The sequence below is a fragment of the Corallococcus sp. AB038B genome (assembly GCF_003668955.1).
Taxonomy (GTDB): Bacteria; Myxococcota; Myxococcia; order Myxococcales; family Myxococcaceae; genus Corallococcus; species Corallococcus exiguus.
On the sequence record NZ_RAWO01000010.1, the window covers coordinates 107,254 to 128,607 of the forward strand.

Annotated in this window: 15 protein-coding genes and 1 pseudogene; 10 read left to right on the forward strand and 6 right to left on the reverse strand. The window is 69.1% G+C overall.

The genetic code is table 11. The features are described 5' to 3' along the window. The first annotated feature begins 161 nt into the window (after positions 1-161). Positions 162-554, forward strand: a complete 393-nt coding sequence (locus D7Y04_RS30590; protein ID WP_120578457.1) for a metallothionein — start codon at positions 162-164, stop codon at positions 552-554. 51 nt (positions 555-605) lie between these two features. Here the strand turns inward: D7Y04_RS30590 and D7Y04_RS30595 are convergent, their stop codons facing one another. Together D7Y04_RS30595 and nadA are read right to left on the reverse strand one after the other, a co-directional pair. Further along, a complete protein-coding gene (locus tag D7Y04_RS30595; protein WP_120599478.1) occupies positions 606-1,217 on the reverse strand; it encodes a hypothetical protein in 612 nt (203 codons plus the stop codon). Positions 1,218-1,306: 89 nt separating this feature from the next. Beyond that, on the reverse strand, positions 1,307-2,239 hold the full coding sequence (gene nadA / locus D7Y04_RS30600; protein ID WP_120599477.1) for a quinolinate synthase NadA: 933 nt from the start codon (positions 2,237-2,239) through the stop codon (positions 1,307-1,309). Between the two features lie 379 nt (positions 2,240-2,618). On the opposite strand from nadA, the gene D7Y04_RS30605 reads away from it, so the two are divergent. From D7Y04_RS30605 to D7Y04_RS30630, 6 genes are all read left to right on the forward strand, one after another. Continuing rightward, the gene (locus D7Y04_RS30605) at positions 2,619-5,063 is read left to right on the forward strand and encodes a PilZ domain-containing protein (RefSeq protein ID WP_121761582.1); all 2,445 of its coding nucleotides are present in this window, start codon (positions 2,619-2,621) and stop codon (positions 5,061-5,063) included. Then, positions 5,063-5,848 (forward strand): methyltransferase domain-containing protein, encoded by a 786-nt coding sequence (locus tag D7Y04_RS30610; protein WP_171808535.1) that lies wholly within the window; start codon positions 5,063-5,065, stop codon positions 5,846-5,848. Before D7Y04_RS30605 ends, D7Y04_RS30610 begins: the two co-directional genes overlap by 1 nt. Beyond that, positions 5,845-8,772 (forward strand): ATP-binding protein, encoded by a 2,928-nt coding sequence (locus D7Y04_RS30615; RefSeq protein ID WP_121761583.1) that lies wholly within the window; start codon positions 5,845-5,847, stop codon positions 8,770-8,772. Before D7Y04_RS30610 ends, D7Y04_RS30615 begins: the two co-directional genes overlap by 4 nt. Positions 8,773-8,944: 172 nt before the next feature. Further along, positions 8,945-10,333 (forward strand): peptide MFS transporter, encoded by a 1,389-nt coding sequence (locus D7Y04_RS30620; protein ID WP_121761584.1) that lies wholly within the window; start codon positions 8,945-8,947, stop codon positions 10,331-10,333. A gap of 124 nt (positions 10,334-10,457) precedes the next feature. Further along, on the forward strand, positions 10,458-11,624 hold the full coding sequence (locus D7Y04_RS30625) for an FIST signal transduction protein (RefSeq protein WP_171811825.1): 1,167 nt from the start codon (positions 10,458-10,460) through the stop codon (positions 11,622-11,624). 16 nt (positions 11,625-11,640) lie between these two features. Then, on the forward strand, positions 11,641-13,863 hold the full coding sequence (locus tag D7Y04_RS30630; protein WP_121761585.1) for an ATP-binding protein: 2,223 nt from the start codon (positions 11,641-11,643) through the stop codon (positions 13,861-13,863). A gap of 8 nt (positions 13,864-13,871) precedes the next feature. On the opposite strand, the gene D7Y04_RS30635 is transcribed toward D7Y04_RS30630, so the two are convergent. The 3 genes and pseudogenes from D7Y04_RS30635 to D7Y04_RS30645 form a co-directional block, all read right to left on the reverse strand. Then, complete coding sequence (locus D7Y04_RS30635; RefSeq protein ID WP_199749755.1) at positions 13,872-14,999, reverse strand: metallophosphoesterase; 1,128 nt, start codon at positions 14,997-14,999, stop codon at positions 13,872-13,874. An 85-nt stretch (positions 15,000-15,084) separates the two neighbouring features. Then, positions 15,085-15,420: pseudogene (locus tag D7Y04_RS46845) on the reverse strand (SDR family NAD(P)-dependent oxidoreductase); the annotation flags it as partial. Positions 15,421-15,444: 24 nt separating this feature from the next. Next, complete coding sequence (locus D7Y04_RS30645) at positions 15,445-16,641, reverse strand: MFS transporter (protein ID WP_121761588.1); 1,197 nt, start codon at positions 16,639-16,641, stop codon at positions 15,445-15,447. Between the two features lie 82 nt (positions 16,642-16,723). On the opposite strand from D7Y04_RS30645, the gene D7Y04_RS30650 reads away from it, so the two are divergent. From D7Y04_RS30650 to D7Y04_RS30660, 3 genes are all read left to right on the forward strand, one after another. After that, positions 16,724-17,611: a LysR family transcriptional regulator gene (locus D7Y04_RS30650; protein WP_121761589.1), complete on the forward strand. Its 888-nt coding sequence runs from the start codon at positions 16,724-16,726 to the stop codon at positions 17,609-17,611. Between the two features lie 276 nt (positions 17,612-17,887). Further along, positions 17,888-18,118, forward strand: a complete 231-nt coding sequence (locus D7Y04_RS45900) for a hypothetical protein (RefSeq protein WP_233601644.1) — start codon at positions 17,888-17,890, stop codon at positions 18,116-18,118. A gap of 83 nt (positions 18,119-18,201) precedes the next feature. Continuing rightward, the gene (locus D7Y04_RS30660; protein ID WP_121761590.1) at positions 18,202-19,863 is read left to right on the forward strand and encodes a phosphatidylserine/phosphatidylglycerophosphate/cardiolipin synthase family protein; all 1,662 of its coding nucleotides are present in this window, start codon (positions 18,202-18,204) and stop codon (positions 19,861-19,863) included. Between the two features lie 22 nt (positions 19,864-19,885). Here D7Y04_RS30660 and D7Y04_RS30665 read toward each other — a convergent pair whose 3' ends face one another. Further along, a complete protein-coding gene (locus tag D7Y04_RS30665; protein WP_120598167.1) occupies positions 19,886-21,334 on the reverse strand; it encodes a POT family MFS transporter in 1,449 nt (482 codons plus the stop codon). Between the last annotated feature and the right edge of the window lie 20 nt (positions 21,335-21,354).

Below are 21,354 nucleotides of genomic sequence, written 5' to 3' on the forward strand. Positions count from 1 at the left end.
CGCGCGCGCCCCCGCGCCGGGCGAGCGCACCGTGGGCTCCGTTGATGGGTAGGCAAAGGTGCGTGCGAATGCCTTGGCAGGGGGAATGCCCTGCGCTATAGGCCGGGATGGCGGATGCCTCCCCCCAAGCCTTCCCCGGGCCTTCGCCAAGGAGAGCGGACATGGCACGCAGCGCGACGTTGATGACCGCGGGATTGCTGATGGGCGGCCTCTGGCTTCTGCCCGCAAGCGCCCACGCCTGCGAGGCCCATGCGAAGGCGGCCGCCGCGTCCAAGGGCACCGCGCCCCAGACGCCGGCACCGGAGGCCCACAAGGCCCCGGAGGCCAAGAAGGACGACGCGCCGCGCCCGCTGGAGGAGCTGGATCAGCTGCTGACGGCGAAGTGCTCCTGCGGCAGCAAGGCGGACTGCACCTGCAAGCGCGGCAAGTGCGAGTGCTCCAAATGCTCGGGCCGTCATGCGCCGCGCCAGGTGACGGATGCGCTGCGCGGCCGCCCCGCCACGCAGGAGCTCCAGGAGGCGCGCAACGACGCCTCCGCCGGCATCTTCATCTGAAACGAAAAGGGGCCCGTGAAAGGGCCCCCTTGGGAACGTCAGCGAGGTGGCTCAGGCCGCCGGGCTGGAGGAACGCCCGCGCGGGGCAGGGGCTCCGCCCTCGGCCACGAGCACCGGCCAGCCTCGCGCCATGGCCTCGCGGAAGAAGGCCGCCAGCTGGTGCCGGCTGCTGTTCACCGCGCCCTGGAACGGGTCGATGAGGGCCTCCTCGCCCAGGCTCTCCTGCGAGGACAGCTGCACCGGGTTGCCGCAGCGCTCGCAGCGGATGGACACCTGGCGCACCAGGGCCACCGGCACCGCGTAGCGGGCACTGCATTGGCTGCACTTCCACACCAGCGCGCGCTCGCCGGCCTCCAGGCGGGCCAGGTGCTCCAGCTCATCCGCCAGGCGCAGCAGCGCGGGCAGGTCCTGGGGCGGCTGGGCGAAGATGGCGCTCGCGCCAAAGCCCTTGCCCGGCGAGCCCAGGGCCGGGGGACGGTCCCCCTGGAGCAGGGCACGCAGACGGTCGCGGGCTTTCAGGTCGCGGAACTCGGCGCCAGCGAGGGCGCGCTCCACGGCCTCGTGCACCGGAGGCAGCTCCGGCTCGAGGCGCTCTTCGTCCGGCAGGGTCTTGGGGAAGTCCACCAGCCGGTGGGCGGGAAGTGCGAGAAATCGGAAGGCCACGTTCCTTCCATGGCACTTGGGCCCGCCGTCCGCAAGACGCGAGTTGCCAAACGTGGGACGCGGGCGACAGTCTCCGCGTCCCGCTTGTTTCAGGCGGACCACTCCAGCATCCGCTGCAGGGGGGCCAGCGCCGCGTGCTGCAGGTCCGCCGGCAGCACCAGCTCCGGAGTCCGGTCCTTCATGCAGCGGTAGAGCTTCTCCAGCGTGTTGAGGCGCATGTACGGGCACTCGTTGCACGCGCACCCGTTGTCCGGCGGCGCCGGGATGTACGTCTTGTCCGGCGCGGCCTTCTTCATCTGGTGGAGGATTCCCGCCTCCGTCACCACGATGAACTTCTTCTTCGGGCTCTTCACCGCGTAATCCAGGATGGCCTTGGTGGAGCCGATGAAGTCCGCGTGCCGCAGGACTTGCTGCTCGCACTCCGGGTGGGCCACCACCTCCGCGTCCGGATGCTCGACCTTCAGCCCCACGAGCTTCTTCTCGCTGAAGATTTCATGGACGATGCAGCTGCCCGGCCACAGCACCATGTCGCGGCCCGTTTCCTTCATCACGTGCCGGCCCAGGTGCTGATCCGGCGCGAAGAGGATGGGGCGGTCCTTCGGAATCCGATTCACGATGCGCACGGCGTTGGACGACGTGCAGATGACGTCGCTCATCGCCTTCACCGCGGCGGAGCTGTTCACGTACGACACCACGAAGGCGTCCGGGTGTTTGTCCTTGAACGCCTTGAAGGCCGCGGGCGGACACCGGTCCGACAGCGAGCAGCCGGCCTTGAGGTCCGGAAGCAACACCTGTCGGCTGGGATTCAGAATCTTGGCGGTCTCCGCCATGAAGTGCACACCGCAGAAGACGATGACGTCCGCTTCCGTCCGCGCCGCCGCCTGCGCGAGCGCCAGGCTGTCACCGACGAAGTCGGCCACGTCCTGCACTTCGCTCTCCTGGTAGTAGTGCGCCAGGATGACCGCGTTCATGGAGCGCTTCAGCTCCCGGATGCCCGCCTCGTAATCCACCGTCTCGCCCATGGGGGGCCTCCTCGTCGCCCACGCATTCTGTAACCGTGTCCGCGACCCGGGGCCAGCGCACTCATCAGGCCCTCGCGCGTGCGTCCCTACCCACCAAGGGGTCCCAGCAGACTGCGCGTCTTTAACCTATTCCGAAAAGTCCTCTCACCCCCGCGTACATCACCTAATCCATAGGAGCAGGTAAAGTACGCGGTGGTTGTTCGCCGGCGGCTCACCGGGGAAGGCGTTTCAGCGCGGGCCCGCTGGCAACAGAGAGAGCACCAGGCTCGGACACTCAAGACATGCGGATGGCGGGAACGGGGCGCGTGCATGCCCCGCGTCGACGGGAATGGCGCCATGCACGGGCGCCAGTGTGGCTCTTGCGCGTCGGGAAAAATCCATGAGCGTGCCGACTCATGAAGTCCTCATCGTCCACCCCAACGAGATGCGTCGCAACGCGCTGAAGTCCGCGTTGAACGCGCACCGGGTTTCAGTGGTGGGTTCACAATTGGAAGCCACGCGGCGCATGGAGGCGACCGCACCCACGTTGATCATCGCGCCCGCGGACAACGCGCGCCGCTTCCTGCGCCACGTGGACCGCGCGGCGCCGGAGGCCGTCTGCGTGTTCGTCTGCGCCCGGTCGGATCAGCACGGGCTGGAGGAGTTGGTGGAGACGGCCGCGGAGGGGCACGTCTTCAGCACGGTGGATGACGCGCTGACCGAAGGCGAATTGAAGACGCGCCTGCGCGACATCCTCCAGCTGCGCGCCTCCACGCGCGTGTCGCTGGATGCCGGCATGCGCGTGGACTTCCTGCTGCGCGGCCAGTCCTTCACCGCCGAGTGCCAGGACCTGGGCCACTTCGGCGCCGCGCTGCAGGTCCCCATGGACGCGTCGCTGGCGGCCTTCCTGCCGGGCACGCCCCTGGACTCGCTGACCATGCTGCGTGACGGCCGGCCCGTGCTGCACGTGGCCCGCGCCTACGTGCGCCACGCCACCCCCGTCCAGCAGGGGACTCACGCGTTCCTGCGCGTGGGCATCTCCTGGCGGATCGCGCAGGACGAGTCCACCGCCGCCCCTCCGCGCACGCTGAGGGACCCGGTGGCGGTGCAGGCCGCGCTGCGCAAGGCGCTCCGGCGCGAGCTGCCCGTGTGGCTGCATCCGGCGGACAGCCAGACGGCGCACTTCCAACTGGAGTCCGCCGCGGTGGAGCCTTCCGACGAACGGGGCGTGTTGCGCGGGCAGGTGTCCACGGCGCTGCCCGCGAGCGTGGGAGAGGTGGTCCACCTCTCCTTCGAGATGGGCGGCCAGCGCTACCGCGGCGTCACCAGCATGCTCCACGTGGGGCAGGACGGCGTGACGCTGGGGATGCCCCGCTCGCTCGCGGTGGAGAACCGGCGGGGACAGCAGCGCTTCCGCCCCAGCGCGCAGCACCGCTTCCTGGTGCACTTCACCTCGCCGTTCAGCGGCCAGCGCATCACCCGCGCGGTGCTGGACCTGGGCGCGCGTGGGTTCGCCTTCCCCATCGACGCGTCGTGCGAGGTGCTGCCGGTGGGCTCGCGCCTGGACACCACGCTGCTGTTGCCGGATGGCACGGAGGTGGCGTGCCGCGTGGAGGTGCGCTCGGTGGACGTCGTCCCCTTCGAGTCCCGGCATGATCAGCGCCTGCGGCCCTACCGCTGCGGCGTGCGCATCCTGGACATGCCGCGCGCGGTGGCGGACGCCATCGTGGACGCGTTCGTGTCCGCCAGAGCCCCCCATGTTCGCGACGGCGCGGTGTTCCGCTTCCCGGACGTCTGGCGGATGATGGAGGAAGCCCGCTACACCTTCCACCCGGACCACCCCTTCGGCGAGGAGGCCCGCGTCCTGCCCGTGCTGGAGGCGACGCATGAGCGGCTGAGCCGCTCGCGCGAGCTGGGGCGCTCGCTCGTCTTCACGGATGCGCACCGGCTGTTGGGGCACGTCAACGGCCTGCGCATGTACTCCGCCACGTGGCTGGTGCAGCACCTGGCCGTGATGCCGGGCTTCCGGCGCAGCGAGCAGATCTCCAGCGAACTCACGTCGCTCGCGGTGGAGGTGGGCGAGGCGATGGAGGACGTGGAGTTCATCCGCTACATGTGGCGCACCGACAACCGGTGGCCGCACCGGCTGGGCACGTGGCTGGCGCGCGTGCTGGAAGGGCAGGGGCTGTGCCACCTGCGCCAGTTCCACTACCTGCGCGCGGACCTGTCCCAGATGCCCACCGTGGACGCGGGGGCGCTGCCGGCCGTGCGCGAGGCGGGCCCGGAGGACCGCCAGTGGCTGGAGTCGTACCTGCGCCGCCGGGGGGAGATGGTGCGCCTGCTCAGCGAGGACCTGGGCGCGGACCCCGGCCCCGAGTCCGTCCTGGGCGCGCGCTTCCGGGCGGCGGGCCTGCACCGCGAGCGGCGGATGTTCGTGGTGGAGGGGAACGACGGCCCGCTCGCGCTGGCGCTCCAGGACGAGGCCTCGCCGGGCCTGAGCCTCATTGAGGTCACCAACGGCTTCAACCTGGTGGTGGCGGACCGGGAGCACCCTCGCGCGAAGGACGCGGTGGCGGCGCTGGCGCTGCGGTGCATGGCGCACGCGCGCGAGCGGGGCCGGAACTCGGCGCTGGGCATGGTGGACGCGCTGGACGTGCCGGTGCTGGGCGCCTGGGGCTTCCTGAACCAGGGCCTCTTCTCCGAGTGGACCTTCCACCGCTCCATGGTGCGCCGCTGGTGCGAGGCCTGGCGCTCACTCTTCGAGCGGCAGATGCCCATGCGGCGCATGAAGCCCCGGGCCTCCGTCCAGGCCACGGCGTTCGTCCAGAAGCAGGAGGCGCGCTGATGTACCTCATGGAATCCGCCGAAGAGTCCCGTCGCCTCCTGGAGCAGGAGCAGTCCCAGGACACGCGCGACGTCCTCCGCCGCACGGGCCTCAAGCTGGGGGACCGCGCGCTGGACGCCGGCTGCGGCCCCGGCGGCATCGCCGAATTGATGGCGGAGCTGGTGGGGGAGGGTGGCCACGTCACCGGCGTGGAGCTGCACGACGGCCGCCTCGCGGAGGCCCGCTTGCGCAACGAACACCGCCCGAACCTGACGTTCCTCCAGGCGGACGTGCGCACCACGGGCCTGCCCGCGGACGCGTTCGACTATGCGTGGAGCCAGTACGTCTTCGAGTACCTGCCGGACCGGGACGTGGCGCTGGAGGAGCTCATCCGCGTGACGCGGCCCGGGGGGCGGGTGGTGGTGTCCGACATCGACGGGCTGGGCCTCCAGAACTGGCCCTTCCCGGAGCACCTGCGCGTGGGCACCCAGCGCATCGTGGACGCCCTGGCGACGCAGGGGTTCGACCTGTACGTGGGCCGCAAGCTGTATTCTGAGTTCCGCCGCGCGGGGCTCACGGACGTGCGGGTGCACCTGATGCCCTTCTACCTCTCCCCGGGCGCCGCGGAGGCGCGGCTCGTGCGCGACTGGAAGACGCGCTTCGAGGCGCTGGCCCCGGTGGGCGCGGCGGTCCTGGGCGGGCTGGAGGCCTACCAGTCGCACTGCGCCGACTTCCTGGCCATGCTCGAGGACCCGGAGGGACTGAAGTACGCGGTGACGCTGGTCACCGAAGGAACGAAGCCGTGACCCAACGCCTTCCGGCGGTGAAGGTGCAGGACGTGTCCGCGGACAACGCCCCCGAGGTGAGCGTCCGCGCCACGTCCACGCTGCTGCTCTACTTCGAGCACCGCTATGGCGCGGAGCGGTTGGCCCGGGTGTGGCGCGAGCACGCGTTCAGCCTGGGGCTGGACTACATGCGCCAGCCCACCAACTACGTGTCGCTGCGCTTCCTGGAGCGCGTGTCGGCGGCGCTGCGCGAGGACTCCGGTGACTCGCGCTTCATGCGCGAAGCGGGCCTCTTCACCGCGTCGCCGCAGGCGCTGGGCTTCGTCTTCTACATGCTGCGCGCCTTCGGCTCACCCAAGGCCTGCTACAAGCAGACCATCGACTTCTCCCCCAGTTACAACCGGGTGGGGTCGTTCGCGGTGGACCTGCTGGAGCACAAGCGGCTCAAGCTGTCCTACCGCAGCAGCATCCCGGAGCAGAACCGCAACATCTGCGAGCTGCGCATGGGCCAGTTCGCGTCCTTCCCCACCATCTGGGGACTGGCGCCCGCGGAGGTGCGGGAGACGGAGTGCCAGGTGCTGGGCGGCCACGCGTGCCGCTACCACCTCACCTGGACGGATCCGCCCACGCTCTGGGGCCACTACCTGGGCCTGCTCCTGGGCATGGTGAGCGGGCTGTTGGCCACGCACCTGGGCTGGGGGGACGCGCTCTTCTCCGTGGCGTCGCTGGGCATGGGCGGCTTCGCGCTGGGCGGCTGGTTGGACCGGTGGCGCGAGCTCAAACGCAAGGACGAGCTGCTCGCGGCGCAAGCCCAGGCGAACATGGGCTCGTTGCGAGAATTGCAGCAGCGCTACGACGAGGTGTTCGGCAGCAACGTGGCGCTGGAGGACCGTGTCGTCGCGCGCACGCGGGAGCTGTCGGAGGCCAACGCGAAGCTGGAGGCGGCGCTCGTCAAACAGCGCGAACAGGACCGGCTGAAGACGGAGTTCTTCGACAATGTGAGCCATGAGCTGCGCACGCCGCTCACGCTCATCTTGCTGTCGCTGGACGCGCTCCAGAAGGAACCGGAGTCGCTGCCCACGGTGGTGCGGCAGCACCTGGTGACGTTGGACCGGAGCACGCAGCGGCTCTTGAGGCTCATCGACAACCTGCTCAACCTGGCGCAGCTGGAGGCGGGCAAGGTGCGGCTGCGCTACCAGCCGCTGGAGCTGCACGCGTTCCTGTCCTCGCAGCTGTTGCCCTTCCGCACCGTGGCGGAGAAGCAGGGGCTCACGCTCGCGCTGGAGGGCGGGCCGGTGTCGCCGGTGCACGCGGACGCGGAGCGGATTGAAGGCGTGTTCCACAACCTGGTCTCCAACGCGCTCAAGTTCACTCCGGCCGGCGGCAGCATCGCGGTGCGGCTGCGCGAGGACGACTCGGACGTGCACGTGGAGGTGGTGGACACGGGGCAGGGCATGGCGCCCGCGGACCTGGCCGTCATCTTCGACCGCTTCGCCCAGGCGGACACGACGGGCACGCGGCGCTTCGGAGGCAGTGGCATTGGCCTGGCGCTGGTGAAGGAGACGCTGGCGCTGCACGCGGGCGGCATCGAGGTGTCGAGCACGCCGGGGCAGGGCAGCAGCTTCCGCGTGCGGTTGCCCAAGGGCACCCAGCATCTGCGCGAGGACCTTCGCGAGCGCCGCGCCACGGACCTGCCCACGCGCCGCGAGCGCCGCAGCTCCGGCCGCTTCGCCACCGTGCTGGCCGCCACCGTCGCCGGGGCGCAGCGCCCCACGGAGCCGCAGGACCACACGCGCGCGGACTCGAAGGCCCCCCGCATCCTGGTGGTGGAGGACGACGCGGAGATCCGCGCCTTCATCGCGGACATCCTCGCGCCCAGCTACCGGGTGCTGGAGGCCGCCAACGGGGAAGAGGGCGTGCGCCGCGCGATGGAGGAGCGGCCGGACCTGGTGGTGTCCGACGTGATGATGCCGGTGCAGTCCGGCCTGAATCTCCTGGTGCAGCTGCGCGCCCATGCGCAGACGGTGGACATGCCCGTCATCCTGCTCACCGCGCGCCAGGAGGTGTCCGCCAAGGTGGAGGCCCTGGGCGCGGGCGCCAATGACTACCTGGGCAAGCCCTTCAGTCCGCGCGAGCTGCTGGCGCGCGTGGAGACGCAGCTGCGCCTGCGCGAGGCGGCCGTGCGCGCGGCGGAGAACGAGCGGCTGGCGGCCATCGGCCTGCTCACCTCCGGCTTCGCGCACGAGGTGCGAAACCCCCTCAACGGGCTGATGAACGCGCTCATCCCGTTGAAGGAGGTCGTGCTGGGGAAGCAGACGGGCGGGGACCCCAACCTGGGCACCGCGATGCTGGAGGTGATGGAGGAGTGCGGCCAGCGTATCCGCCACCTGGCGGAGTCGCTGCTGTCCTTTGTGCGCACGGCGGAGAAGCCGGTGGCGGTGCGGCTGGACGTGGCGCTCGACTCCACGCTCAGCGTGCTGGGCTGGCGCATTCCCTCGGCCGTCGTGGTGGAGCGCGCCTACCAGTGCGCGGAGCCCATCTGGGGCGACCCGGGCACCCTCAACCAGGTGTGGCTCAACCTGCTGGACAACGCCCTGCGCGCGGTGGGCGACGCCGGCCGCGTGCTGGTGGAGACGGCCCAGCAGGGCGACGAGGCGCTCGTCACCATCGAGGACACCGGCGTGGGCATCCGCGCGGAGGACCTGGAGAAGCTCTTCCAGCCCTTCTTCTCCACTCGCGCCGCGGGTGAAGGCACGGGCCTGGGCCTGGCGCTCAGCCGGCGCATCGTCCTGCAGCATGGTGGCCGCATCCACATCACCAGCCAGACGGGGAAGGGCACGCGCGTGGAGGTGCGGCTGCCCATGCGCCCCGCGCACGCGGAGCCCCTGGCCTCCACCCCCACCACGGGTGCGAGTCGCGGTCGCTGGCCCCGGCGCCTCGGCTGACGCGCCCGGCCACGAACGGCCGGGGCGCGGGGGGCTGAAGGGCTGCTCGCGCAGGGGGCGGGAATTCCCAAGGACGCGGGGTGTCCTCTGTCCTCGCCGAGGGCGGGACTCCTGTTACAGTCGCGCGACTTTTCGTTCCCCCTCACAAGAATCCGTTCGAGGAACTCACGGCATGCAAAGCACCGTCGCCGCGGGCGAGGCCCGCAAGGGGCATCCCCCGGGCCTGTATTTGTTGTTCGCCACCGAGATGTGGGAGCGCATGTCCTATTACGGCATGCGCGGCCTGCTGGTGCTCTTCCTCACCGACAAGGTGCGGGGCGGCTTTGGCTGGTCCACCGCGGATGCGCTGAGCCTCTACGGCACGTACACGGGCCTCGTGTACCTGACGCCGATTCTGGGCGGCTACATCGCGGACCGCTTCATCGGCCAGCGCAAGGCGGTGGTGCTGGGCGGCGCGTTGATGGTGATTGGCCACCTGTTATTGGCGCTACCCGGCATCTCCATCTTCTACGCGGGCCTGGGCTTCCTCATCATCGGCAACGGCTTCTTCAAGCCGAACATCTCCACCATGGTGGGCGGGCTGTACCCCGCGGGTGACGGCCGCCGCGACGGTGCCTTCACCATCTTCTACATGGGCATCAACCTGGGCGCGGTGCTGGGCAACTTCATCTGCGGCACGCTGGGTGAGCGCGTGGGTTGGCACTGGGGCTTCGGCTCCGCCGGCGTGGGCATGACGCTGGGCCTGATCATCTTCATGGCGCTGGCGCACAAGTTCCTGGGCAACGTGGGCCTGGCGCCCGCGCCGCGCCCCACCGAAGCGCAGAAGACGACGTCGGATGGCAAGCAGCACGCCTTCTCCCGCCAGGAGTGGGACCGCATCATCGTCATCTTCATCATCGCGCTGTTCGTGGTCGCGTTCTGGACGGGCTTCGAGCAGGCGGGCGGCCTGATGAACCTCTACACGGACCAGAAGGTGGACCGCTCGATGTTCGGCTGGGAGGTGCCCACCACCTGGTTCCAGAACTTCAACTCCGTCTTCATCGTGACGCTGGCGCCCATCTTCGCGATGGTGTGGGGTTCGCTGGCGGCGAAGGGCAAGGACCTGAGCATCCCGGTGAAGATGTCCCTGGGGCTCATCTTCCTGGCGGTGGGCTTCGCCTTCATGCTGGGCGCCTCCAAGGAGAGCGCGATGGACGGCAAGGCGGCGGCGTGGTGGGTCATCATGGCGTACCTCTTCCACACCATGGGCGAGCTGTGCCTGTCGCCGGTGGGCCTGTCCATGGTCAGCAAGGTGGCGCCCCAGCGTGTCACCTCCTTGATGATGGGCGTGTGGTTCCTGGCGAACGCGGTGGCCAACAAGCTGTCCGGCGTGCTGGGTGGCTACTCGGAGAAGATGGGTGAGTTCAGCGTGTTCCTCACCATCGTCATCGGCGCGGGCCTGTCGGGCGTCATCCTGCTGTTCCTCGCCCCCATGCTGAAGCGGATGATGCACGGCACGGACGAAGTGACGCCCGCGCCGACGCCCGCGCACCAGGAAGGCACCGTCCACCCGGCCACCTGAGCCGGGTAGGGCAGTCTTGCTGAAGCACGAACGCCGGAGCGCCCCCAGGGTGCTCCGGCGTTTTTCGTGGGCCGTGGGGGCCCTGCACGCCCGCTCCCGCGTGGGTATCGATTCTCTAGAGCCCATGCGGATCCAGATTGGAAAGAGTCGCTCGGCGGATTGCATCGCCGCCGCGCGGGAGGCGAGCCAGGAGGCGCTGCGCGGCGCGGACACCCCCAGCTTCGCGCTCGTGCTGTGCACGGACCAGTACGACGCGGTGGCGTTGGCGTCCGCGGTCGGCGCTCAGCTCGGGGACATCCCCTGGGCCGGGTGCTGCGCGGCGGGCGTCTTCGCGGGAACGGAGCTGCTGCTCCAGGGCCTGGTCATCGCGGTCTTCCGCGGCGGCGACTTCCGCGTCGGCGTGGGAATGGGCGGGCCGGTCAGCGTGAGCCCGCGAGCAGCCGGACGCGCGGCGGTGGCCGAGGCCGTCAGCAAGCTGCCTCCCAAGCCCCCTGGATACCGGCGGACGCTGTTCGTCCTGCCGGACGCGCTGAGCGGCAACTCGACGGAGGTCGTGCGCGGGGCCCAACAGGAGGCGGGCGCGGGCATCCGCTGGGCGGGCGGCGGAGCGGGCAACAACGTCCGGTTCGTGAAGACGGCCCAGTTCACGCACGGACATGCCTACCAGGACCAGGTGGTGGTGATTGCCTTTGATGCCCTGGAGCCGTTCGGCGTGGGCATCCAGCACGGCTGGTCTCCGTATGGTCCGCCCTCGCAGGTGACCAAGGCCCGGGGCTCGACCGCCGTCGAGCTCGACTACGAGCGCGCCTTCGAGGTCTACCGGCACACGGCCGAGAGCCGGGGTGACGCCCTGGACGCGCAAAGCTTCCCCCGCTTCGCGATGACCCACCCGCTGGGGATTCCCCAGGCCAATGGCGAGTTCGTGATCAGAGACCCCCTGACCGTGGAACCCGACGGTTCGGTGCGCTTCATCGCCGAGGTTCCGGATGGCTCCCTGGTCCGCGTGATGGAGGGCAAGCGCACGGACCTGCTCGACGCCGCGGGCATCGCCGCCACCCTGGCCCGGGAGGCAACCCCTGGCTCGTTGGGCGGCGCGGTGGTGTTCGATTGCGTCTCCCGGTACCTCGTCCTGGGGGAGTTCGTCCGGGACGAGCTCGCGAGGTTCCAGGACGCGCTCGGAGAGGGGGTCCCGGTCGTGGGCTGTCTGACCCTGGGCGAGGTGGGGGCCATGGGAGGCGGGGTCCCCCAGTTCCACAACAAGACAGCGGTGGTGGTCGCCCTGCCTGGATGAGGGAGTGAGGTGGCGCATGGCGGACCACGGCGCGGACGGGGACCACAAGCTCACCGAGGAGCGGCTCGCGCTGTTGAGCGTGCTCCAGGAGCTCACCGTCGCGGCGCTCGATCTGCTCAATCCCCACAAGCCCGCCGACGACTTCCTGGACCGCGTCGCGGAGCGGCTGGGCTGCGCGGTCGCCCTCTGGCTCCAGCCGGATGCGCGGGGGCATGTGGGGCTTCTGGGCGCGAGCGGACTGTCCTCGGCCTCCCGCCAGCTCCCGATTCCAGGGCTGCCCCCGCGGCCGGGACTGCCAGCGCCCCTCTGGGTGGACCTGCCCTATCCGGAGCTGGACTCGCCGGGGCTCGTGCGGTGGTCCGTGCCCATCGACGACGCCGGGGCTCCTTCCAGCTTGCTGCTGCTGTACTTCGACCGCGAGCCGACTCTGCCGCGGCAATACCGGGGCATGGTGGAGCGGCTTGGGGGCGTGCTCCACACCGCGCTCGTCCACCGGCAGCTCTTCGCGCGGACCCTGGACAGCGAGCGTGCGCTCCAACGTGAGAGGGACTTCAGCTCGGCGGTCCTGGACACGGCCCGCGCGCTGGTCATCGTCCTGGATCCCCAAGGGAGGATCATCCGCTTCAACCGGGCGTGCCAGGAGATGACGGGCTACTCCTTCGAGGAGCTGCGCGGCGCGTATTTCTGGACGCGACTCCAGCCGCCGGACGAAGCGGCGCGGGTCGCGAAGAACTTCGCCGTGCTCGCGGCCGGGTTGGGGTTCGAGCAGGCCGAGCACCACTGGATGACCCGCAAGGGAGAGCGCCGCCTCATCTCCTGGGCCAGCAACGTCCTGCGAGGCGAGTCCGGAGAGATTGAGTACGTCATCGGCACCGGCATCGACATCACCGAGCACCGCCGGGCCGAGCAGGAGCGCGATCAGACCTTCCAGCGGGAGCAACAGGCGCGTGCCCGCGCGGAGGCGCAGGAGGGGCGGTCCGCGCTCCTGGCGGAGGCGTCCGGGCTGCTCACCGGCTCGCTCGCCCCCGAGGACGCGATGCGCAGCGTGGCCGCGCTGACCGTCCAGCGGTTCGCCGACTGGTGCGTGGTGGACCTGCTGGACGGGGGCCATTCCTTCCAGCGCATCACCGAGGCCCGCTCCGAAGCACTGCACGCCACCGCGACCGCGCGGATGCACTGCGCGCTGCCCGACCTGGAGGCCGCGCATGGCCCGGGGAGGGTGCTCCGCCTGGGCGAGCCGGAGTTCTGCCCGGAGGGATGCGCCTCCATGTCACTGGGGTGCGTCCGGGACGGGCAGGGCCTGTCCGAGGTCGTCGAGTTCCAGTCGTGGATTTCGGTGCCGCTGCTCGCACGGGGGCATGCGCTCGGAGCGCTCACCCTCGCCCGCGTGGAGGGCGGTGGCCGGTATGGCCCGGCGGATTTCGCGCTCGCGCAGGAGCTGGGCCGCCGCGCGGCGATGGCGCTGGACAACGCCCGCCTCTACCAGCAGGCCCAGCTGGCGATTGGCCTCCGGGATGAGTTCCTCTCCATTGCCTCCCATGAGCTGAAGACCCCCGTCACATCCCTCCAGTTGTCGGTGCAGGGCTTGATGCGCCTGGCCCGGACCGGAGGGCTGCGGACCGCGCGGGTGGAGACGGTGACGCACTCGCTGGAGGTCATCGAGCGTCAGGCGAAACGGATGGCGAAGCTCGTCAACACGCTGCTGGATGTCTCCCGCATCCATGCTGGAAAGCTCGAGCTGGAGTTCGAGGAGGTGGACCTGGCCGCGCTGGTCCGGGACGTCGCGGCGCGCTTCGTCCCCGAGCTGGCCACGTCCGGAACCCGGCTCCAGGTCCACGCAGACACGGCGATGCCGGGCGTGTGGGACCGGTCGCGGTTGGATCAGATCGTCACCAACCTGCTCTCGAACGCGATCAAGTACGGCGAAGGAAGGCCCATCGAAGTGCGAGTGGAAGGGGACGCGGAGATGGCCCGCCTGGAGGTCCGGGATCAGGGCATCGGCATCCCGGCGGAGCGGCACGCGCGCATCTTCCGAGCCTTCGAGCGCGCGGTGTCGTCACGCCACTACGGGGGGCTGGGATTGGGCCTCCACATCGTGAACCAGCTCGTGGAGAGGCTGGGCGGCTCGGTCCAGGTCGAAAGCGAGCCGGGGCAGGGCGCCACCTTCACTGTGGAGCTGCCCCGCCGGGGGCCTCACACGTCTCCCTCGGCGGACCCGACAGTGCAGCTGGGGCCCTGACGGTGGTTCTAAGCCGCACGCAGGACGATGCTCGTCAGCTCTGAAGGGACTCCCATGCGAAGTGCGAAGCCGAGCCAGAGCGCTGTCCCATTGCTGACATAGAGCGGCATGCCCTCCACATCGTAACGTCCGGAGACGTAGCCGTTGTTGAACCGCGCGATGAGACGATCGAACCCGACGATCATCCCGCCGTGGGTATGCCCGGAGAGCTGCAAGCTCGCTCCCGCGCGTGCGCTCAGGGCGGCCTGTTTGGGCTGGTGATTGAGCAGGAGGATGGGGACTCCCGCGGGAGCCCCTGCGATGGCTTGATGCACATCCGGCCCGGGAAGACCCGAAGCGAGCGCGGTGGGATCGGTGACGCCCGCCAGGACGAGCTCCGCTCCACCTCGTCGAAGGACCGTGTGCGCATTGGCCAGGGGGCGCAACCCCAACTCCTTGAACCGCGCCATCCAATCCGAGTAGCCAAAGTAGTACTCGTGGTTGCCGGGGCTCACGTAGACGCCATGGGCGGCACTCAGCTTCTTCAGGGGTTCGATGTCGTGACGGCGGTTCTCGAGCGTGCCGTCGATCAGGTCTCCGGTGATCACGATCAGGTCGGGCTTCAATGCGTTGGTCTCGCGAACAACGGCCTCTGCCCACGGTGCTTCAAAGAGCCGGCTCAGGTGGAGGTCGGTCAGTTGGACTACCCGGAAGCCATCGAACTCCCTGGGCAGATCGCGGATGGCGATTTCGATGTGCTTGACGGGAGGGACGCGGGCGGCCTGGTTCACGCCGAAGGCCGCCAATGACAGCGCGGCCATTCCGAGCACGTAGCGCGCCACCGTGGGAGCGGAGACCCAGCGGCGGCGCACGAGCGCACGAAGGGCCGTCGCGATGTCGAGGACAAGCTGAAACACGGCAATCAGCAGGATGGTGTCGAACAGCCAGTTCACGGCAATTATCGCCGCGCGCGGGACCTCCGGTGAGAACATCGTTCCGGCGATACGGCTGAAGAGATGGTGGAGGGAGACGAGCGCGGTGGCCACCGACAGCGCCATCCTGAGCCGCATGGACCACGGCAGGGGGGCAATGAACCGGACGATGACGAAGAGGCCAAGAATGCCTGTAGCCAGATGAAACACAGTTTTCCACTCCACGTAGTGTCCAGGGAAGCCGTGCCCCGCCGCCGAACCCAACGTCGACGGCGGGCACGTGTGCGTCAGGAACGGTCGGCGCCACGGCTTACCTGTTCGCGCGCGGCGATATCCGCGCGGACCGAGGCGAGCTTCTCGAGGAGCCCGTCGTAGGCGTAGTTCCCGAGCGGGAGCCGCGCCGGTGGCTTCGCATCATGTGCGACGTCCACGATTGCGACCGCCGCAGGCCGCTCACGGACGAGACGTTGAGGATCGTGCCCGAGCGACGCGCTCGCAGCCCTGGCAGGAGTGCGTTCGTGATGGCCGCGAGCCCGAAGAGGTTGAACTCCAGCATCCGGCGCACCTCCCGGTCTTCGCTCTCCTCGACGGCCGCGAAGTAGCCGATGCCCGCGTTGTTCAGCAGGGCATCGATGCGACCGAAGTGCTTCTCGGCGGCTCTTCTCCGTCCTCATGAGTACTTCCTTTCAGGATGGGTGGATGAAATCGACAGGGGGCGCAGGGCCACGGTGCTGACGAAGACGACGAGGCCGCCGAACGCCAGCGCGGCTCCGACCGCCCCCGTCGACGCCCAGGGGAGTCCCGCGGCGATGGCCAGTCCTCCGGCCCACGCACCAATGGCATTGGCCAGATTGAACGCAGAGTGGTTCAGCGAGCCCGCGAGCGACTGCGCGTCGGCGGCGATATCCATGAGCCGCGCCTGCAGGGCTGGCACCAGCGCGAAGCCGATGCCCAGCAGGAAGAGTACTGTGAACATCCACGCGGCCGACGACGTGGAGACCGCGAACGCGCCGAGACACACCACGTTCCACAGCAGCGTGCCGATGATGGTCGCGGTCTGTGCACGGTCAGCGAGGCGCCCGCCCACGACGTTGCCGACCACCATCCCAAGGCCCCATGCGGCGAGGAACCACGGCACCCGGGAGAGCGGTTGTCCGGTCGCTTCCGTGAGCGTCGGCGTGATGTAGCTATAGACGGAGAACATGCCGCCGAAGCCCACGGTCGCGGTGGCGAGCGTGAGCCAGACGCGTGGGCGAAGGAGTGCTTGGAGGTCACCTCGTGGCGAGGCCCCCGTGGGTGCGTCGACGCGAGGCACCGCGAGCGGCAGCAGCAACGCGACGACGAGACTCAGCCCCGCGAGGAAAAGGAAGGCGACACGCCACCCGAGTGCCTGACCCACGAAGGCCATGAGCGGAACCCCGACGACGTTCGCGGCCGCGAGCCCCAACATCACCTGGCCGATGGCGCGCGTGCGCTGTGCCGGGGGCACCTGGGATGCGGCCACCATGGACGCGGTGCCGTAGTAAACGCCGTGGGGAACCCCGGCGATGAAGCGGGCGGCCAGCAGCACGGCGAAGGATGGTGCGAGCGCCGAGAGCACGTTGCCCACCACGAGCAGCAAGGAGAGTTCCATCAGCAGGCGCCGGCGCTCCATGCGAGCCGTCCACGCCGCGAGCACCGGTGAGCCGATGACGACGCCAAGCGCGTAGGCGCTGATGAACGCGCCCGCTCGGGGGATTGAGACGTGCGTCGACTCCGCCAGATCGGGAAGCAGTCCCATTGCCGCGAACTCACCCGTGCCGATGCTCAGGCCCCCCAGGCCCAGCACCGACACGGCGGTTGACTTCGAGGTGTTCAATCGCTTCATGCCGCCCAAGATAAGGCGCGGCGGCCAACCCTCGCCGCAACCCACGGTTGCGCGAGGAATGAACGTCGCTCATGTTTGACTCATGAACCGGCGTGATAACCTGATGGACCTGGACGTCTTCCTCGCGGTCTCGTCGGCGGGCAGCTTCACGCGTGCCGCCGCCGTGCGCGGCGTGTCCGGATCGGCGGTGAGCCACTCCATCCGAGGGCTCGAGGCGCGACTCGGCGTTCGCCTCTTCCACCGCACGAGCCGTAGCCTGCGGCTGACCTCGGCGGGCGAACAACTCGCGGCCGAGCTCGCGCCCCGCTTTCAGGAGATCGACGAAGCCGTCGACAAGCTCGCGTGTTTTCGCGAGAGCCCCCGCGGCAGGGTGCGCGTGACGACGCTGAATGATGCGGCCAGGCTCCTCATCTCGCCGAAGCTCCCGGGCTTCGTCGCCCGCTACCCCGACGTGGACGTGGAGATCGCGGTCGAAGACCGCATGGTCGATATGGTGGCCGAGGGGTTCGACGCAGGCATCCGCTACGGCGGCACCGTGCCGGAAGGGATGATCGCCGCGAAGCTCACGAAGCAGTTGGAGTGGGTGGTGGTCGGCTCCCCCAGCTACCTCGACGCGCACGGACGTCCCAAGGTGCCCGGGGATCTGCTTCGCCACCGCTGCATCCGGATCCGGACCGGCACTCAGCGCATGTACCGCTGGGAGCTCGGCGACGGCCCCCGCGCCGTGGAGATCGACGTCCCGGGGAACGTGACGCTCGGGGACTCGGAGCTTTCGATCCGGATGGCGGTCGCGGGCGGCGGGCTCGTCTACTGCCTGCGCGCCCGCGTGGAGCAGGAACTCCACGCGGGGACGCTGGAGGTCGTCTTGTCGAAGTGGTCTTCGTTCGGCCCCGGCTTCTGTGCGTACTACTCGTCACATCGCCAGGTGCCGTCCGCGCTGCGCGCGTTTCTCAATCACCTGCGAGCGTGACGTGCTCACAAGCCGGCAGACGCCAGCTTCGGCGCCACCGCCGGGTTGCGGACGTCCCTGGGGGACTGCGCGTCCGTCTGGTAGGAGTTCCGCACCACGTTGGCTTCGGAGTTCCCTGGACTTGAAATGAGCACATCCGAAGGCAGGCAGTCGTTGGACGAGATTGCGGGGCATTGGGCCCTACACGACGGGACGCTTCGTGCGTTCGCGGTCCAGGCGGTGGAAGGGGCAGGGGTGGTCATTGACATCACTTGTGTCCCGCGACCGGAGAGCCCCGTGGCGGAGTTGCGCCTGCGGCTCAGTGGGGTGACCCGGTTCGACCTGGCATGGGACGAGGGCTCCGCGTTTTATTTCGTCCCGGGCTACACGGCCTTCATCCTGGAATCGGCTTCGGTCTACCTCTCGCTCGACCCCTATGACGACAGGGCGGAAGCCCCCGACTCAAGGGATGCCGGTGTCATCGAGGCACGACGCATCCACGCGGAGTTCGTCATGAAGCGGGCCTGATGAATGCCGGAGCGCGCCCTGGAGTGCTCCGGCGCTGGTCCTTCCGCTACTGTGGGTGGAGCTCATCCCGTGGGGAGTGCCCGATGAAGAGCGCGGTCAGCGAAGGCAATGCGGTGGAGTTGGTCCTCGATGGCGAGAACTTCTTTGGAGCCCTGGAGGATCTGCTCGACGCGGTCGCGGACGCGGACCCAGGGCCGGAGACCTACGTGCGCCTGGCGTACTGGGAGATCAGCAAGGGCCTCCGGCTTCCCAGCGGGACGACGCTGGCTCCCAAGCTGAAGCAGGTCGCGAACGCGGGCCACCCGGTGGATCTCATCATGTGGTGCCCGGCCCGGCTGGACGTCCACTTCGACAAGAACATGAGCGCCGGCATCCTCGAGGAGAACGAGGCGACGGCCGCCGCGCTGGGGCGCTACGACGGCACGACGCAGGGCGGGCGGATCCGCTGCCTGATGGAGGTCTACAACGGCTGGAACGGGTCCTCCGTCCACCAGAAGATCGCGCTGTTCTGCGTGGCGGGGAAGCTCACCGCGCTCATCGGCGGGTTGAACCTGGCGAACTTCTACTGGGACAACGAGGCCCACGCCGGGACTCAGGGCGGAGGCATGGGCGAGCCCCCTCTGGGCAACACCGTTCACGACACCGCGCTGCGCATCACCGGCCCCGCGGCCACGGACATCGAAGCGGAGTGGTTGCGCCGGTACCAGAAGCGCTTCTACGAGGTGGGCACCGTGTCCGGTTCCATCGGCCGGGCCACCTCGCCCATCACCGACCCCGAGGAGTTCGACCGGCTTCCCCGCGCTCGGCGCGGCGATCAGCTCCATTCGAGCCAGAAGGTCCCGGTGCAGATCGCCACCACGAACTCAGAGAGCTACCTGGGCCGCGCGACGGACATCCAGGCGCTGCTGGTCGAGGAGATCCGCAGGGCTCAGGACACCATCTACTTCGAAGGCTTCGCCTTCAGTGACCCGACGCTCGTCTCCGAGCTGTGCAGCCGGCTCCAGAAGTCCCATCCCCCGAAGGTCTGCGTGATGGTGCCCTATCCCTACGCGAAGAACCCATTCCCCTTCGACTACCTGAACTCCATCTCCTTCGCGAAGCTGTCCCTGGCGTCCTGCACGCACGTCACGGTGGCGGGAAAGCGGGTGGCGCGCGCGGACTGCTCCGTCTGGAAGGTCAACGAAAGCCTCAACGCGTGGAGCACGCTGCGCAGCATCACCTCCATGGTCAGCAACAAGTGGCTGGAGAACGACACCTTCACCTTCCATCCGAAGGGAGGCAGCTCCACCACCGTGCCCCTCCTACAGATCGAGGGGTTCGAGGACATCGCCCCCGTCGACAAGGACGTCGAGTGCTTCGACCGGGCGCGGGTGCGCTTCCTCTCGCCGTTCCACGGCAAGACCGCGATCTACATCCATTCCAAGCTGGCCCTGTTCGATGACCGGGTCGCGGTGGTGGGCTCCGCCAACTTCACCTACCGGAGCATGGTCTATGACGGGGAGCTCAGCGCCTTCGTCCGGGACGAGGCCACGACCCGGCGCATCCGCGATGCGTTGAACGCGCATTACGTGAGCAACTACAACGCCGTGAAGTCCAGCTGGATCGCGGACCCCCGCTACACCTACTCGAAGCGCGAGAGCGTCAATCGCGGTGAGCACGCGCTCGTGGCCCTGCGCGTCGAGGACTTCCCCCGCGTCCTCCCGGACGACCCGTCGTACAAGAAGATCAACCACACCTTCATCTGACGACGGGCCCGGGGGCTTGGGGCTACGCCGGCTTCGGCTCGACGCCCGGGTTGCGGCCGTCCATGGGGGCCTGCGCGTCCGTCTGGTAGTAGTCGCGCACCACGTAGCGGCGGGCCACCAGCGCCATGCCCACGGCCGCCACGGTCGCCAGGGCCGCGTAGAAGAAGAACTGCGCGGAGCCCGTGAAGACGTTGAGCGCCGCGGCGATGGCCACCGCCACGTTCGCCAGCGTGTTCGTCACCAGCCACACGCTCTGGATGGTGCCCTTCATCTGCCGGGGCGCCTGCGTGTACGCGAACTCCAGGCCCGTGGTGGACACCAGAATCTCCGCCACCGTCAGCACGATGTAGGGCAGCAGCTGCCACGCGATGTTCAGCGTCGTCCCGCCCTCCATGGCCACCTGGAAGAAGCCCGCGATGACGAACGACGCGGCGCCAATCACCAGGCCCAGCGGCATGCGCCGCAGCGGCGTCAGCTCCCAGCCCATCCGCTGGAAGGCCGGGTACACCACGGCCGTCAGGAAGGGGATGAGCAGCATCACCAGCATGGGGTTGATGAACTGCATCTGGCTGGGCTGGAACACGATGCCGCCCACGTTGGGGTCCATGGAGCGCGCCTGCACCACCCAGGTGGACGCCTTCTGATCAAACAGCATCCAGAAGAAGGGCACGAACGGCAGCATCAGCGCGGACACGCGGAACACCGCCTTCACGCCCTCCACCGACTCCGCCGGGTGCTCCGCCTTCGCCTTGTCCAGCCAGGTGCCGCCCGCCACGTCCTTGCCCCGGAACGCGCTGCCCAGCACCTTGAAGAACGAGTGCGGATTGGGGCCCGTGGGAGGCACCAGCACGTAGTGCTTGCGGCCCGCCCAGAAGATGATCGTCGCCAGGAACATCAGGATGCCCGGCACGCCGAAGGCCACCGCCGGCCCGTAGTTCTTCATCAGCACGGGGACGAACAGCGACGCGAAGAACGAACCGAAGTTGATGGTCCAGTAGAAGATGGCGAAGACCTTCTTCACCAGGTGCTTGTTCGTCTCCGTGAACTGGTCGCCCACCATCGCGGACACGCACGGCTTGATGCCGCCGGAGCCAATCGCGATGAGCGTCAGGCCCGTGTAGAAGCCCGTGGCGTTGTCCTCGAAGAGCGCCAGGCACGCGTGCCCCGCGCAGTACACGAGGCTCAGCACGAAGATGGTGTGGAACTTCCCGAAGAAGCGGTCCGCCAGGTAGCCGCCCAGGAGGGGGAAGAAGTACACGCCCGCCATGAACAGGTGCATCAGGTACTTCGCCTGGGCCTCCCGCGCCCCTGTCTCCGGCACGTGCGTGCGCAGCAGGTAGTCGATGAAGAACACCACGAGGATGTTCCGCATCCCGTAGAAGCTGAAGCGCTCACAGGCCTCGTTCCCGATGATGTAGGGAATCTGAGGCGGGAAGCGCTGGGAGGTGGGGGCGGTCGAGGTCTCGGCCATGCCCCCACCCTACCGGGGCC